Origin of the sequence: Pseudoclavibacter endophyticus, assembly GCF_008831085.1 — a bacterium.
GTDB lineage: Bacteria > Actinomycetota > Actinomycetes > Actinomycetales > Microbacteriaceae > Pseudoclavibacter > Pseudoclavibacter endophyticus.
In genome coordinates this window covers 291,393-306,090 of record NZ_WBJY01000004.1, presented here as the reverse complement: position 1 = coordinate 306,090, position 14,698 = coordinate 291,393, and the positions used below count along the sequence as shown (strand labels likewise).

Annotated in this window: 13 protein-coding genes; 7 read left to right on the top strand and 6 right to left on the bottom strand. The window is 69.7% G+C overall.

What is annotated here, in order from left to right:
• Positions 1-113: 113 nt before the first annotated feature.
• Positions 114-1,286 (bottom strand): acyl-CoA dehydrogenase family protein, encoded by a 1,173-nt coding sequence (locus F8O04_RS14325; protein WP_158030062.1) that lies wholly within the window; start codon positions 1,284-1,286, stop codon positions 114-116.
• Between the two features lie 102 nt (positions 1,287-1,388).
• On the opposite strand from F8O04_RS14325, the gene F8O04_RS14320 reads away from it, so the two are divergent.
• The gene (locus F8O04_RS14320) at positions 1,389-2,021 is read left to right on the top strand and encodes a hypothetical protein (protein ID WP_158030061.1); all 633 of its coding nucleotides are present in this window, start codon (positions 1,389-1,391) and stop codon (positions 2,019-2,021) included.
• A 78-nt stretch (positions 2,022-2,099) separates the two neighbouring features.
• Complete coding sequence (locus F8O04_RS14315) at positions 2,100-2,657, top strand: hypothetical protein (RefSeq protein WP_158030060.1); 558 nt, start codon at positions 2,100-2,102, stop codon at positions 2,655-2,657.
• A 41-nt stretch (positions 2,658-2,698) separates the two neighbouring features.
• Here F8O04_RS14315 and F8O04_RS14310 read toward each other — a convergent pair whose 3' ends face one another.
• The gene (locus F8O04_RS14310; protein ID WP_158030059.1) at positions 2,699-4,372 is read right to left on the bottom strand and encodes a ribonuclease J; all 1,674 of its coding nucleotides are present in this window, start codon (positions 4,370-4,372) and stop codon (positions 2,699-2,701) included.
• Between the two features lie 92 nt (positions 4,373-4,464).
• On the bottom strand, positions 4,465-5,442 hold the full coding sequence (gene dapA, locus F8O04_RS14305; protein WP_158030058.1) for a 4-hydroxy-tetrahydrodipicolinate synthase: 978 nt from the start codon (positions 5,440-5,442) through the stop codon (positions 4,465-4,467).
• Between the two features lie 126 nt (positions 5,443-5,568).
• Here dapA and F8O04_RS14300 point away from each other — a divergent pair, with 126 nt between their 5' ends.
• Entirely contained in the window at positions 5,569-7,215 is a 1,647-nt protein-coding gene (locus F8O04_RS14300; protein ID WP_158030057.1) for a DNA-3-methyladenine glycosylase 2, read from the top strand.
• A complete protein-coding gene (locus tag F8O04_RS14295) occupies positions 7,212-7,772 on the top strand; it encodes a methylated-DNA--[protein]-cysteine S-methyltransferase (protein ID WP_158030056.1) in 561 nt (186 codons plus the stop codon). Before F8O04_RS14300 ends, F8O04_RS14295 begins: the two co-directional genes overlap by 4 nt.
• Before the next feature lie 166 nt (positions 7,773-7,938).
• On the opposite strand, the gene F8O04_RS14290 is transcribed toward F8O04_RS14295, so the two are convergent.
• Positions 7,939-9,555: a solute symporter family protein gene (locus tag F8O04_RS14290; RefSeq protein ID WP_158030055.1), complete on the bottom strand. Its 1,617-nt coding sequence runs from the start codon at positions 9,553-9,555 to the stop codon at positions 7,939-7,941.
• Positions 9,552-9,902 (bottom strand): DUF485 domain-containing protein, encoded by a 351-nt coding sequence (locus tag F8O04_RS14285; protein WP_158030054.1) that lies wholly within the window; start codon positions 9,900-9,902, stop codon positions 9,552-9,554. The genes F8O04_RS14290 and F8O04_RS14285 overlap by 4 nt, the downstream gene beginning before the upstream one ends.
• A gap of 171 nt (positions 9,903-10,073) precedes the next feature.
• Between F8O04_RS14285 and F8O04_RS14280 the strand changes: the two genes are divergently transcribed.
• Positions 10,074-10,931, top strand: a complete 858-nt coding sequence (locus F8O04_RS14280) for a helix-turn-helix transcriptional regulator (protein ID WP_158030053.1) — start codon at positions 10,074-10,076, stop codon at positions 10,929-10,931.
• A 21-nt stretch (positions 10,932-10,952) separates the two neighbouring features.
• On the opposite strand, the gene lepA is transcribed toward F8O04_RS14280, so the two are convergent.
• Complete coding sequence (lepA, locus tag F8O04_RS14275) at positions 10,953-12,806, bottom strand: translation elongation factor 4 (RefSeq protein WP_158030052.1); 1,854 nt, start codon at positions 12,804-12,806, stop codon at positions 10,953-10,955.
• 156 nt (positions 12,807-12,962) lie between these two features.
• Here lepA and F8O04_RS14270 point away from each other — a divergent pair, with 156 nt between their 5' ends.
• The gene (locus F8O04_RS14270) at positions 12,963-14,156 is read left to right on the top strand and encodes a CPBP family intramembrane glutamic endopeptidase (RefSeq protein WP_158030051.1); all 1,194 of its coding nucleotides are present in this window, start codon (positions 12,963-12,965) and stop codon (positions 14,154-14,156) included.
• A gap of 133 nt (positions 14,157-14,289) precedes the next feature.
• Positions 14,290-14,556: a 30S ribosomal protein S20 gene (rpsT, locus tag F8O04_RS14265; RefSeq protein ID WP_158030050.1), complete on the top strand. Its 267-nt coding sequence runs from the start codon at positions 14,290-14,292 to the stop codon at positions 14,554-14,556.
• Positions 14,557-14,698: the final 142 nt, after the last annotated feature.

Sequence of the window (14,698 nt, the reverse complement as noted above, 5' to 3'; positions counted from 1 at the left end):
CAGTATCGTCGATTTGTGCCGGTCGCCCGGTCTCCCGGGTGCCTCCCGCATCAACGCATCCGACAGTGAAGTTGAAGGGGCCCGCGGCAGATTGAAACGGCTGAGCGGCACGGCTAGTGGAACGCGGAGAGCCCCGTGAGCTTCTGCCCCAGGATGAGCGTGTGCACCTCGTCGGTGCCCTCGTACGTGCGCACCGACTCGAGATTGGCCGCGTGCCGCATCGGCGAGTAGTCGAGCGTGATGCCGTTGCCACCGAAGATCGTGCGCGCCTCGCGGGCGGTCTCGATGGCGATACGCGTGTTGTTGAGCTTGCCGACCGAGATCATCGTGTGCTCGAGGCGCCCCTCGTCCTTGAGCCGCCCGAGCCGCAGTGCGATGAGCTGCGCCTTCTGGATCTCGAGCGCCATGTTCACGAGCTTCTGCTGCGTCAGCTGGTGGCCTGCGATCGGGCGGCCGAACTGCGTGCGCCCGCGCGCGTACGCGAGGGCGGCGTCGAAGCTGTCGCGCGCGGCGCCGACGGCGCCCCAGGCGATGCCATAGCGCGCCTCGTTGAGGCATGAGAACGGCCCGCGCAGGCCACTCGCCCCCGGCAGCAGGGCATCGGCCGGCAGTCGGACGCCCTTCAGCGCGACGTCGCACTGGATGGACGCCCGCATCGACAGCTTCTGTGTGATCGGCGTGGCGCTGAAGCCGGGCGTGTCGGTCGGCACGACGAAGCCGCGCACGCCCTCCTCGGTGTTCGCCCAGATGACCGCGACCCCGGCGACCGAGGCGAGGCCGATCCAGCGCTTCTCGCCGTCGATGACCCACTCGTCGCCGTCTCGCCGCGCCGTGGTGCGCATGTCAGACGGATCGGAGCCCGCGGCCGGCTCGGTGAGGCCGAAGCATCCGATCACCTCGCCCCTCGCCATGCGCGGCAGCCAGGCCTCCTTCTGCTGCTCCGACCCGAACTTCGAGATGGCCGACATCGCGAGCGACCCCTGCACCGAGACGAAGGTGCGGATGCCCGAATCGCCGGCCTCGAGCTCGCGCATCGCGATGCCGTACTCGACAGCGCTGCGGCCCGCGCATCCGTAGCCGTGCAGGTGCATGCCGAGCAGGCCGAGCTCGCCCAGCTCGGGAACGAGCTCGAGCGGGAAGACGGCGCGGTCGAACCAGTCGGCGATACCAGGGCGGATACGACGGTTCACGAAGTCGCTCACGCGGTCGCGCAGCTCGCGTTCCGCGTCGCTCAGGTCGAGGTCGATGCCGAGCAGGTCGCTCGCGGTGATCGAGTCGTGGTGCATTCGGGTCTCCTTGCCGTTCGGCCCGAGTTTGCCCGATTGCCGGTCGACGCGCGACGCCGCGGTTCAGCGCCTGCGCAGCGGCCTCGTCCCTAGGCTACGTGGGTGCCTTCCGCCTATGAACATGCGCGGCGCGAGCTGCTGTCGCGTGGCGCCGTGACCCTGCCGGGCGCGCCTCCCGGCTGGAGCACCCTGCTGCACGTGCTGATCTGGTTGCTCCTCGCCATGACCGTGGTGGTCGCGATCGGCCTCCCGATCGGGCTGGTCGTGGCGATCGCGAACGGCGTGGCGGTGCATCCGATCGCCTTCGCGGCGCCCCTCGGGGGCGTCGGCCTCGTGGCGCTCGTCATCGTGTTGCTCAGGTCGCACCGGCGCTTCCGCGAGGCGCAGCGCATGGCGGTCACGTTTGCGCCGCAGGGCCTCACGGTGCGCGGAATCGGGCCGATCCCCTGGCACGACGTGTATCCGCCGAGTCACCAGCTCGTGCCGTCGCAGTACGACAGCGGCTACGAGCGCCGGGCCGTGATGCCGCTCACGGCATCCGGGCTGCAGAACGTGTCGCGGCTCGCGCCCGCGCACAGGAAGCTGCTCGGCCCGACGAGCGGTGGGCTGCTCACCGGAGGTCAGCGCACCGAGTCGATCCATGTGCCGAGCGCGGCGGCGATGGGCACCGAGGAAATGATGCGCCTGTGCGCGCTCGCCCACCAGCTGTACGGGCAGGGAGGTCGACGTGGGTGAACGGATGCCGCGCCGTCGGCATCCCTCCGATGCCGACGACACGTGCGTCGCGGGGCCACGCGCCTGCGAGGGAGGCGAATGAACCGCACGGAGCGGTATCTCGCGGCGGTGCGCGCTCGCGACCGCGTCACGATTCCGGGCGCCGTGGTGCCGCTGCTGGGCACCGCGATCGCCGCCGTCGTGCTCGTGGTGCTCAACCTCTCGCTGGTGATCGCCGGAGACAACGACATCGTGCGCCTGCTCGCGCTGCTCGTGGGGTCGTCGATCGCGGCGGCGTTCGTGTGGACCCTGGTCGCACTCGCCAACGCGTTCCGCACGTATCAGTGCACGCCGACCGGGCTCAGTTACCGGGGCAGCCGGGAGCTGCCGTGGGGCATGCTCCGAGGTGCCCACATCGTCATCGAGCGCGGCGGTGAAACCGGCACGCAGCGCGAGATCGTCGCCGGTCTGACGCCGCAGGGTATCGAATGGGTGCGCCGTCACGGCGGGCTCAGGCTGCGGACCGCCCTCTCGCCGCGGCACTCCGCGCTCAAGGTGCAGCGGGCGAGGGGATGCTCCAAGGACGAGACCGCTCGGCTGCTCGCCGAGACGATCGCGCACCGCCGCGCCCGCCTCGGGCTGCCACCGGTCGCGTGACCGCGTCCCCGCCGGCGCGCCACGGCGGGCCGGCCGCGCCGCTACGCCTCGATGACGACGGGCACGATCATCGGCTTGCGGCGGTGCTTCGCGTTGACCCAGCGGCCGACCGTGCGGCGCACGACCTGCGAGAGCTGGTGCTGGTTGCGCGTGCCCGATTCGACGGCCTCCTTGAGGGCGGCCTGGATCTGCGGGATCACCTGGTCGAACACGGCCTCGTCCGGCGCGAACCCGCGAGCGTGGATCTCGGGGCCGACGATGATGTTGCCCGTTGCCGCCTCGATGACCGTGAAGACCGAGATGAAGCCTTCTTCGGCAAGGATGCGCCGATCCTTGAGGTCGGCGTCCGTGATCGTGCCGACCGTGGAGCCGTCGACGTACACGAAGCCGATGTCGAGCTGTGCCACCTGTCGCACCGCTCCGTCGGTCATGTCCATGACCGCGCCATTCTCGACGACGAAGACGTTGTCGCGGTCGATGCCGCTCGACTCGGCGATGTCGCCGTTGGCGACGAGGTGACGTACCTCGCCGTGCACGGGCATCGCGTTGCGGGGCTTGAGGATGTTGTAGCAGTAGAGGAGTTCGCCCGCCGACGCGTGGCCGGAGACGTGCACCCGCGCGGTGGCCTTGTGCACGACGTTGGCGCCGAGCTTGATGAGCGCGTTGATGACGCGGAACACCGAGTTCTCGTTGCCGGGGATGAGGCTCGAGGCCAGGATGACCGTGTCGTCGCTGCCGACCTCGATCGCGTGTCCCTTCGAGGCGATGCGGCTGAGCACGGCCATCGGCTCGCCCTGTGACCCGGTCGACATGAACACGACCTGGTCGTCTGGCATGTTCATGGCCTTCTTCTGCTCGACCAGCACGCCCTTCGGCACCTTCAGGTAGCCGAGCTCCTGCGCGATCGTCATGTTGCGCAGCATCGAGCGACCGATGAGGGCCACCTTGCGGTCGTTGTCGACGGCCGCATCGATCACCTGCTGCACGCGGTGGACGTGGCTCGAGAAGCTCGCCACGACGACCTTGCCCCGCGTCTGCCGGATCACGTCGGAGATGACTGGACCGATGGCACGCTCGGTCGGGGTGAACCCCGGCACCTCGGCGTTCGTCGAATCGGCCATGAACAGGTCCACCCCGGCCTCGCCGAAGCGGGCGAACGCGCGAAGGTCGGTCAACCTGTTATCGAGCGGCAGCTGGTCCATCTTGAAGTCGCCCGTGTGCAGCACGGTGCCGGCGACCGTCGTGATGTGCACCGCGAGCGCATCCGGAATCGAGTGGTTGACCGCGATGAAGTCGAGTGTGAACGGCCCCAGCTGCTCGCGCTGGCCCTCGGCAACGGTGAGCGTGAACGGGCGGATCTTGTGCTCTTTGAGCTTCGCCTCCACGAGCGCGAGGGTCAGCTGCGAGCCGAGCAGCGGAATGTCGGGTTTGAGGCGCAGCAGGTACGGCACGGCACCGATGTGGTCTTCGTGGCCGTGCGTGAGCACGATCCCGATGACGTCGTCGAGGCGGTCCCGCACGGATTCGATGTCGGGGAGGATGAGGTCAACGCCCGGCTGCGTGTCTTCCGGGAACAGCACGCCGCAGTCGACGATAAGCAGCTTTCCGTTGATCTCGAACGTCGCCATGTTGCGGCCAACCTCGCCGAGGCCGCCGAGCGGAATGATGCGCAGCGTGTCTTGGGCGAGGTCGGGAAGGTCGTGCGGTTTGATCATGGTCGCTTTCGGTTCAGGGGCCGCATACGCGATACGGCCCGGCAGGCGACCCGTCCGGGTGACTCGACCACGGCGCGTCGCCGCGTGCCGGTCTAGCGGGTGGTGCCGGCGATCCGTGGCAGGGCGCCGCCGGCGGCCGCGTTGCGGTCGGGTCGGAAATTGGACAGGTCGAGGCCCTCGATGCCGCGCACGCGCGCGACATCGTCCTCGATCACCGCCGCTTCCGCATCTTCCGGCCCGACGAGCGGCAAGCGCACGCGGGGCGACGGGATGCGGCCGAGGCCGTGAAGGATGTATTTGGTCGACACCGTGCCGGGCACGTGTGTCATGGTGGCGCGCACGAGCGGCTCGAGCGACTGGTGCGCGGCCGTCGCGGCGGTCAGGTCGCCGCCGTTGACGGCGTCGACGATGGTCCGGTAGGCGTGCGGGGCGATGTTCGCCGTCACGCCGATGAGGCCCGTGGCACCGATCGACATGAGCGGCAGCGCGTTCGCGTCGTCGCCCGCGAAGTAGATGAGGTTCGTGTCGTTCAGCACGCGGCTCACCTCGGTCAAATCACCCTTGGCGTCTTTGATGGCGAGGATGTTCGGGTGCTGTGCGGCGCGAACGATCGTGTCGTAGGTGATGGGGATGCCGGTGCGACCGGGGATGTCGTAGAGGATCATCGGGAGGTCGGTCGCGTCGGCGATCATGCGGAAGTGCGTGAGCACGCCCGATTGCGTCGGCTTGTTGTAGTACGGCGTGACGGCCATGACGGCGTCGGCGCCGGCTTCGGCCGACTGCTGCGCGAGCTGAATGGCGTGCGCCGTCTCGTTGGACGGCCCGCCCGTGATGATCTTGGCGCGACCACCCGCGACACGCTTGCCGACGCGCACGAGCTCGAGCTTCTCCGAGTCGGTCAGAGTGGAGGTCTCTCCCGTCGTGCCGGAGACGACGATGCCGTCCGCCCCACCCACGATGACATCGTCCATGAGTCGCTCGACGGCCGGCCAGTCGACTTCGCCGTCGATGGTCATGGGCGTGACGAGGGCGACCAGGACCTGGCCGAAGGGGTTGTCAGTGGCGCTCACCCGAATAGGCTACTCGACCTCGCAGTCGGGGAGCACGCACGCTGAACGAACTCCCGGCCGCGGCTGCGACACCGCGATGTCCGAAAACGGCCAGCGGCGGCGGGCAGGGCGAGCAAGAATCGAGGCATGCGAGCATCCGCCCCACCGATTGACGACGACGCCGCGTACCGGGCGTGTTCGGGTCGCGAGGCGCGCTTCGACGGGCGGCTCTACCTCGCGGTCACGTCGACCGGCATCTACTGCCGTCCCTCCTGTCCCGCGCGCACCCCGAGACGCGAGCACTGCAGGTTCTTCGCGACCGCGGCCGCCTGCGTCGCCGCCGGGTATCGCGCCTGCAAGCGGTGCCGGCCGGATGCCCTGCCAGGCACCAGGGATTGGGATGCGTCGGGCGACCTGACGGCGCGGGCGCTTCGCCTGATCCGCGACGGTGCGCTCGACACGGCTGGCGGCGTCGCCGGCCTCGCGGCCCGCCTGCACGTCTCGGAGCGGCAGCTTCGCCGCGTGCTGGTCGAGGCGACCGGGGCATCGCCGGTGCAGCTCGCGGCGACTCGTCGCGCGGCGCTCGCGCGTCAACTGATGGAGCAGACGGCCCTGCCGCTCGCCGAGGTCGCGTTCGCCGCGGGGTTCAGCAGCATCAGGCGGTTCAACGACACGATGCGCGCGGAGTTCGGCGTGGCGCCGTCGATGCTGCCCCGTCGACGCGGAGCCATCGGTGATCCAGGCGAGCGCGCCGAGTCGTCGCGGCGCCCGCGCATCACGCTGCGGCTCCGGACGCGCGCCCCGTTCGGGACGGCGACCCTGCGCACGTTCCTCGCGAACCATGCGGTGGCGGGCCTGGAGCGCACTGCCCCGGAGACGCACGAGCGCGTCGTGCCGGTGCCCGGCGGGTACGCGCTGGCCCGCGTCGACTGGCCGCGCGGCGAGGCGGGCGATCAGGAGCGCCCCGGCGAACGCGGCGGCCGGGCGCGCGCGGGCGAACGGCACGGCGACATCTCGGTCGTCGTGCACCTCGATCTGCCGCGCCTCGACGACCTCATGCCCGCGATCGCGCGGGTGCGCCGGATGCTGGACCTCGACGCCGACCCCGCCCTCGTCGACGAGGCGCTCGCGGCCGACACTCGCCTCGCCCCGCTCGTCACCGCCGCGCCGGGCATGCGCATCCCGGGGTCGGTCGCCCCGCACGAGACGGCGCTCATGATCGTGCTCGGCCAACAGGTCTCGGTGCGCGCGGCGTTGACCGTACAGGCTCGGCTCGCGGCGGAGTACGGGCGGGCGCTTCCCGAGCTCGCGTCGTCCTCGGAGCATCCGGACGCTGCCCCTCGTGGCAGCGCTTCGCCCGCGCCCACGCCTTGGATGAGCCCACCCGATCCCGCGGCGATCGCCGACGACGGCGTCGCCCGGGTGCGCTCACGGCTCGGCGTCGACGGCAACCGCGCCACCGCCCTGGTTGCCCTCGCCGCCGAGCTCGCGGCGCCGGGGGCCGGAACCGCCGCCATCGACCTCGGCCAGGGCGCCGACCGCGCGGCGACGCGTGCACGCCTGCTCGCGCTCCCCCGCGTCGGGCCCTGGACTGCCGACCTCATCGCGATGCGCTGCCTCGGCGACCCGGACGTGTTCGTCGGGGGCGACCTCATCGCGCGGCGCGCGCTCGGCGCACTCGTCGGTACGCCCGGCCTCACGCCCCGCGCGGCAGACCGCCTCGCCGACGCGTGGCGACCCTGGCGGAGCTACGCCCTTATGCACCTCTGGCGAACGGAGTACCACCGGTCATGACCACGAATCGCACACCAGCATCCGACCCGATGTCCCCGGGCACGGCGGCACCGGGCGCCACCGCGCTGCTCGAAGCCGCCGTCGAGATCGCTGACCACCCCTTCACGGCGCTCGTCGACGCGACCACCGGCGAGGTCGTCGCCGGCGGGTTCTGCCCCGGCGACGCCCTGTTCGCGCGGCTCGGACCCGCCGACCGCGGGGCACGAACGCCCGCGGACCTCGAGCATCCGGTCGTGGTGGCGCTGCGCGCCTACGGCGCCGGCGACCTCGATGCGCTCGACGGCATTCCCGTGCGCCAGTCGGCCTCACCCTTCCGCAGCGAGGTCCAGGCGGCCCTTCGCCGCATCCCAGCGGGCACGGCCCTCACCTACCGCGAACTGGCGTCGGCCGCCGGCCGCCCGCGGGCGGTGCGCGCGGCCGCGAGCGGCTGCGCCACCAATCTCGTCGCGCTCATCGTGCCGTGCCACCGTGTTCGCCGATCCGACGGTTCGCTCGGCGGCTATGCGTACGGGAACGCGGTGAAGGCGCGCCTCCTCGCCCACGAGGGGACGACCTGACGCCCGGCCCAACAGGTCTCGATGACCATCGCGCATCCAGCCCGCAATGGCGGCCGGCGGGGCGATCGGCCACGGAATCGGTCAGAAGGACCGGGCGCGGGCGGACACGAGGCCCGACCGAGGGGGGATCGTCCTCGGCCGGGCCTCGGCTCTATCGACCGCGGGGTCAGTGCTCAACCGCTTTCTCGGCGCCGTGGCCGGTGAGCGATCGCACCTCCATCTCGGCGGCGAGTCGTGGGTCTTCCGAGCCCTTCGGCGTCGTGATCGAGCCGATCCAGCCGAGGGCGAATCCGATCGGGATCGACACGATGCCGGGGTTGCTGAGCGGCCAGATCGCGAAGTTCGCGTCGGGGAAGACGCTCGTCTCCGCGCCCGAGACCACGGGCGAGAAGAGGATGAGCAGAAGCGCGGCGGCGAGCCCGCCGTACATGCTCCACACGGCGCCCCGGGTCGTGAACCCTCGCCAGAAGAGCGAGTACAGGATGGTCGGCAGGTTGGCCGATGCCGCGACGGCGAACGCGAGCGCTACGAGGAACGCGACGTTCTGCCCCTGAACGCCGATGCCGCCGATGATCGCGAGGGCGCCGATGACAAGCACGGTGATGCGCGCGACCTTCACCTCACCGTCGCCCGTCACCTGACCCTTGCGGATCACGCTCGCGTAGATGTCGTGCGCGAACGACGCGGCGGCGGTGATGGTCAGGCCCGCGACCACGGCGAGAATCGTCGCGAACGCGACCGCCGAGATGAAGCCCATCAGGATCGGCCCGCCGATCGCCTGCGCGAGCAGCGGGGCAGCCGAGTTGACGCCGCCCGGCGCGTTCTCGATCGTCTCGGGTCCGACGAGCGCGCCCGCGCCGTAGCCCAGCACGAGCGTGAGCAGGTAGAAGCCGCCGATGAGCCAGATCGCCCAGACCACGGACTTGCGGGCCTCCTTCGCCGTCGGCACCGTGTAGAACCGCATGAGCACGTGCGGCAGCCCGGCGGTGCCGAGGACGAGGGCGAGGCCGAGCGAGAGGAAGTCGACGGGATTGGCGTATTGCAGGCCGGGCCCCAGGATCTCTTCGCCCATCGGAGAGTTGTCGACCGCGCCCTGCAGCAGCGCGTCGAAGTTGAACCCGTAGATCGCGAGCACCCAGATCGTCATGACGAACGCGCCGCCGATGAGCAGGAACGCCTTGATGATCTGCACCCAGGTCGTGCCCTTCATGCCACCGATGAGCACGTAGATGATCATCAGCACCCCGACGACGGCGATGACGATCGATTGCCCGATGGGTGCGTCGATGCCGAGCAGCAGCGAAACGAGGCCGCCGGCCCCGGCCATCTGCGCCAGCAGGTAGAAGAAGCACACGGCGAGCGTCGTGAGCGCCGCCGCCATACGAACCGGGGTCTGCTTGAGGCGGAACGACAGCACATCCGCCATCGTGAACTTGCCCGTGTTGCGCATGAGCTCGGCGACGAGCAGGAGCGCGACGAGCCACGCAACGAGGAAGCCGATCGAGTAGAGGAACCCGTCGTACCCGTTCACGGCGATCGCGCCGCAGATGCCGAGAAAGGACGCCGCCGAGAGATAGTCCCCGGAGATCGCGAACCCGTTCTGCGTTCCCGTGAACGAGCGACCGCCCGCGTAGTAGTCGGCCGCCGTCTTGTTGTTCCGACTGGCGCGGATCACGATGAAGAGCGTGACCGCCACGAACGCGCCGAACACCGACATGTTGAGGACGGGATTGCTTTCCATGGTCTGGTCGACCTGGGCGAGAACAGCCGCGATGGCACTCATCGTGAGGCCTCCTTCGCTTCGAGGTCGGCGCGGATCTCGCTCGCGATCGGGTCGAGCCTCCGATTCGCGAACCGCACGTACCACATGGTGATCACGAACGTCGTCACGAATTGGCCGAGCCCGAGCAGCAGACCGATCGTCACGTGGCCGAACACCTCGGTCGCCATGAATTCCGGTGCCCATCCCGCAAGCACCACGTACACGAAGTACCAGAGGAGAAAGAAGATTGACAGCGGGAACACGAAGCCTCGGTGCACGCGCTTCAGCCCCCGGAATCGTGGGGTGTCTTCCTCGGCGACATAGTCGATAACGCCGGTCGTCGCCGAGTCTGGCGATGAATTCGTCATGGGGCCTCCTTGCCACATGTCAGCGTGTGCGGCGCCGCGTTCCTCGCGGCACCGCCCGGGGCGCGCTCCCGGCCCCGGTGGTAGCGTCGAGGTTACGAACCAGCACCGCGGGGCATTACCCCCGGAAGTCGGTACCGGTGCGAATGCGTGCGACCGCGAAGGGGAGGATTCGTGGAACCAAGCGCAGTGGGCAATGGTGCGCACTTGCTCGAGTCGGCCGTGCGTGAATTCGCGCGGCGCACGAGGTTTCCGATCGCATTCGGAGGCCTCGTCTCGCGCGACACGGCAGCCGTCACCGTCAAGATCGGCACGCACACTAACGCGCTCGACGGCCTCGCGGTTCGCCGCGAACGGGGGCTCGGCGGACGTGCCATGACCGAGCTCCGGCCGCGCATGACGGGCAACTACAGCACGGCGCGGCAGATCACGCACGACTACGACAGCTACATCCTCGGCGAGGGGATCAGCACGCTGCTCGCCGTGCCCGTCATCGTCCACGGCAGGGCGCTCGGTGTGCTCTACGGCGGGGCCTGGGGGCGGTGGAACATCGGCGGCGTCACGACGTCGCCCGCCGTCGACGTCGCGAGGAGTCTGGCGGACGAGCTGCGCATCCACGATGAGGTGGAACGGCGCATCGCCGACGCGCGGGCGAGCACGCGCGAGCCCGGTCTCTCGCCGACCCAGCGGGAGACGGTCCGGGAAACCTACGCCGAGTTGCGTCGCATCGCCGCGGCCCTGCCGGATGCCGCCGTTCGCGCTCGCCTGGCCGAGGTCGAGCAGCGTCTGGCCACCCTCTCGGGCGCGGTCCACGAGCCGCTGCAGCGCGAGGCGGACGTGCAGCTGACGCCGCGCGAGATCGACGTGCTCGCCTGCGTCGCCCTCGGCGCGACCAACGCCGAGGCGGGCCAGCAGCTCGGCCTGCGCGAGGCGACCGTCAAGGCGTATCTCGGAACGGCGATGTCGAAGCTCCAGGCGTCGACGCGTCACGCGGCCGTGGCGCAGGCGCGAAAACTCGGCCTCCTCCCGTGAGGCGAAACGCGTCCCGCCCCGCTACTTGCCCTTCTCTTTCCCTCCGATATCGCCAGACAGCGCCGCGATGAAGGCTTCCTGCGGCACCTCGACCCGACCGACCATCTTCATCCGCTTCTTGCCCTCTTTCTGCTTCTCGAGCAGCTTGCGCTTGCGCGAGATATCGCCCCCGTAGCACTTCGCCAGCACGTCTTTCCGAATGGCCCGGATGTTCTCTCGGGCAATGATGCGGGCGCCGATCGCCGCCTGGATCGGCACCTCGAACTGCTGCCGCGGGATGAGCTTGCGCAGCCGCTCGACCATCATCGTGCCGTACGAGTAGGCCTTGTCCTTGTGCACAATGGCGCTGAATGCGTCGACCGTCTCGCCTTGCAGCAGAATATCGACCTTCACGAGGTCGGCGCCCTGTTCGCCCATCGGCTCGTAATCGAGCGAGGCGTATCCCTGCGTGCGGCTCTTGAGCTGATCGAAGAAATCGAACACGATCTCGCCGAGCGGAATGGAATAGCGCAATTCGACGCGCTCTTCCGAGAGGTAGTCCATGTTGAGCAGCGATCCGCGTCGCGATTCGCACAACTCCATGATCTTTCCCACATACTCCTTCGGCGCGAGGATCGCCGCGCGAACGACGGGTTCGCGCACCTCGACGATACGACCTTCGGGATACTCGGACGGGTTGGTGACGGTGTGCACAGAGGTGTCTTCCGTCGTCACCTCGTACACGACCGACGGTGCGGTCGTGATGAGGTCGAGATCGAACTCGCGACGAAGCCGCTCCGTCACGATCTCGAGGTGCAGCAGGCCGAGGAAGCCGACGCGAAAGCCGAACCCGAGCGCGACCGACGTCTCAGGCTCGTAGTTGAGCGCGGCATCCGACAGCTTGAGCTTGTCGAGGGCTTCGCGCAGCACGGGGTAGTCACCCGCATCGATGGGGTAGAGACCGGAGAACACCATGGGCTTCGGCTCGGTGTAGCCCGGCAGCGGCTCGGTGGACGGACGCGCCGAGGTCGTGACCGTGTCGCCGACCTTCGACTGGCGCACGTCCTTCACGCCGGTGATGAGGTAGCCGACCTCGCCGACGCCGAGCCCCCTCGATGGCGCCGGCTCGGGCGATGAGACGCCGATCTCGAGCAGTTCGTGCGTCGCGCCCGTCGAGAGCATCTGGATGCGCTCACGGGGCACGAGCCCCCCGTCGATCATGCGCACGTAGGTGACAACGCCGCGGTACGCGTCGTACACCGAGTCGAAGATCATGGCGCGCGTCGCCCCGTCGGGGTCGCCGACGGGGGCCGGAATGCGCTCGACGACGCGGTCGAGCAGCTGGTCGACGCCGATACCGGTCTTGCCGCTCACGCGCAGCACGTCGTCGGGGTCGCCGCCGATGAGGTTCGCGAGCTCGGCCGCGAATCGATCGGGATCGGCGGCCGGAAGATCGATCTTGTTGAGCACGGGGATGATCTCGAGGTCGTTCTCGAGCGCGAGGTAGAGGTTCGCGAGCGTCTGCGCTTCGATGCCCTGCGCCGCGTCGACGAGCAGGATCGCGCCCTCGCAGGCGGCGAGGGACCGCGACACCTCGTACGAGAAGTCGACGTGACCCGGCGTGTCGATCATGTTGAGCGCGAACTGCCCGCCATCGGTGTGCCAGTTCATGCGGACGGCCTGGCTCTTGATCGTGATGCCGCGCTCGCGCTCGATGTCCATGCGGTCGAGGTACTGCGCCCGCATCTCTCGATCGGTGACCGAGTCGGTGAGCTGCAGCATCCTGTCGGCCAGCGTCGACTTGCCGTGGTCGATGTGGGCGATGATGCAAAAGTTCCGGATGCGCTCGGGCGGCGTCGAGGCGGGCGCGAGCGGGGAGGCGGAGGGCTGCGACATGGTCCGGCGATTCTCCCATGTGCTCGGAGCTCCGGGCCACGACACGGGCGGGCTCCCCCGCGCGGCCGAGACGCAGCCGCCCGGGCGAGCCGGGCTCCGTCCAGATTCGCCCGCGCGACCGAAGCGCGGGCGGACGGCGCTCGCAACGATTGAGACATGAACCCGAACCAGGCCGGCCAGGACCGGCACGTCGACGCCCAGCCTCCTCCTTCGCGTATCCCGCCGCCGGCAGGCGACGCGCACGGCTCCGGTCCGGCGTTGCCGCCCGACCCCGCCGCGGCGGCGAAGCATGAGCGACGCCTGCGCAACGGCGCCGAGGCGCTGCCGACGCGCGTGCCGTGGCGCGCCGTCATCGCCTTCGTCGCGATCGCCGTCATCGCCGGGTGGGCCGTGTGCCTGCCGTTGTGGTTCGCGGGCGGGCTCGAGGCGGTCGACCCGATCATGATGCAGCTGCTGCTCATCGCGCTCATGTTCACGCCGACGCTCGCGGCACTCGTCGTGGTGTTCCTCATCCAGCGCCCGAAGCGGCCCGTGTCGCTGCTAGGGCTTCGCGTGCGCCCGATCGGCCGCACGATCCTGATCACGGCGATCGCCTGGGTCGCTCCCCCGCTGCTCGTGGTGGGTGGTGTGCTGCTCGCCAGCGCCATCGGTGCCGCCCCCATCGACCTCACGCTCGAAGCGTTCCGCCAGTCGTACGTCGCGAACCTGGCCGCCCTCGGGCAGCCGGACGAGGTCGTGGCGCAGGTGGAGGCGCTGCCTGCCGGCGTGCTCGCCGCGACCATGCTCGGGCAAACGCTGACGCTCGGCGTGTTGCTCAGCTCGCTGCCCGCGTTCGGCGAAGAACTCGGCTGGCGCGGATGGCTGCTTCCGGCGCTGCGTCCGCTCGGGACGTGGCCCGCCATCGTGATCTCGTGCGTCGTCTGGGGTCTCTGGCACGCGCCGATCATCCTGCTCGGCTACAACTTCCAAGACCGGGGGCCGCTCGGGCTCCTCATGATGATCGGATTCTGCCTTGCCGTCGGCCTCTTCGTGTCATGGGTACGGTTGCGCAGCGCCTCGGTCTACCCGGCGGCGATCGCGCACGGCTCGATCAACGCCACGACGGGCGCCGTGTGGGTCGTGATGGTCGGCGACGTATCCGTCGTCGATCCGATCGTCGGTCTCGTCGGATGGACGCTGTGGGTGCCGTTCATCGTCCTGGCCGCCCTGCTCGTACTGATCGGCCAGTTCCGCCGACAGCCGCTGCCGGGGCTCTCGCTGGCCGAGTCGGCGATGGCCCTGCAGCGCGCCGCGTCGGACCCGGTGGTGGACCCGGGCGCGGACTCGGGGGCGGACCACCCGGCGACTTAACGCTCGATCGCGGGGCCGAATGCTGGTAGCATTGCTCCTTGGCTTCCGCGTCGACCCACACGGCGCGACTTGCCGCGCGGCCCCTCTACCGTTCGGCACCGACCCCGTACGTTCACGCACCAGAAAGCTGCACATGGCAAACATCAAGTCGCAGATCAAGCGCATCAAGACCAACCAGAAGGCCACCGAGCGCAACCGCGCCTACAAGTCGGAGCTCCGCACCGCGATCCGCCGTGTGCGCGGGGCCGTTGCCGAGGGCAACGCCGAGAAGGCCACGGCGGCGCTGCAGCACGCCTCGGTCAAGCTCGACAAGGCCGTCTCGAAGGGCGTGCTGCACAAGAACCAGGCGAAGAACCGCAAGTCGTCGATCGCCAAGGCCGTCGACTCCATCGCCGCCTAGCACGACCCGAAGCCGCGACGGGCGCTGCCCCGACGCCGGAGCGCGTTCACGACGAGCTGCACACGAAGGCCCCGCCGACCCCGGCGGGGCCTTCGTCGTCGCGGGCAACGCACCGGCGCGGGAGAACTCCCCGGCTCGTGCG

Excerpts from the sequence above, each read along its gene's own strand:
- F8O04_RS14325 (WP_158030062.1), bottom strand. The coding sequence starts at position 1,286 with ATGCACCACGACTCGATCACCGCGAGCGACCTGCTCGGCATCGACCTC.
- F8O04_RS14315 (WP_158030060.1), top strand. The coding sequence starts at position 2,100 with ATGAACCGCACGGAGCGGTATCTCGCGGCGGTGCGCGCTCGCGACCGC.
- F8O04_RS14310 (WP_158030059.1), bottom strand. The coding sequence starts at position 4,372 with ATGATCAAACCGCACGACCTTCCCGACCTCGCCCAAGACACGCTGCGC.
- F8O04_RS14300 (WP_158030057.1), top strand. The coding sequence starts at position 5,569 with ATGCGAGCATCCGCCCCACCGATTGACGACGACGCCGCGTACCGGGCG.
- F8O04_RS14295 (WP_158030056.1), top strand. The coding sequence starts at position 7,212 with ATGACCACGAATCGCACACCAGCATCCGACCCGATGTCCCCGGGCACG.
- F8O04_RS14290 (WP_158030055.1), bottom strand. The coding sequence starts at position 9,555 with ATGAGTGCCATCGCGGCTGTTCTCGCCCAGGTCGACCAGACCATGGAA.
- F8O04_RS14285 (WP_158030054.1), bottom strand. The coding sequence starts at position 9,902 with ATGACGAATTCATCGCCAGACTCGGCGACGACCGGCGTTATCGACTAT.
- lepA (WP_158030052.1), bottom strand. The coding sequence starts at position 12,806 with ATGTCGCAGCCCTCCGCCTCCCCGCTCGCGCCCGCCTCGACGCCGCCC.
- F8O04_RS14270 (WP_158030051.1), top strand. The coding sequence starts at position 12,963 with ATGAACCCGAACCAGGCCGGCCAGGACCGGCACGTCGACGCCCAGCCT.
- rpsT (WP_158030050.1), top strand. The coding sequence starts at position 14,290 with ATGGCAAACATCAAGTCGCAGATCAAGCGCATCAAGACCAACCAGAAG.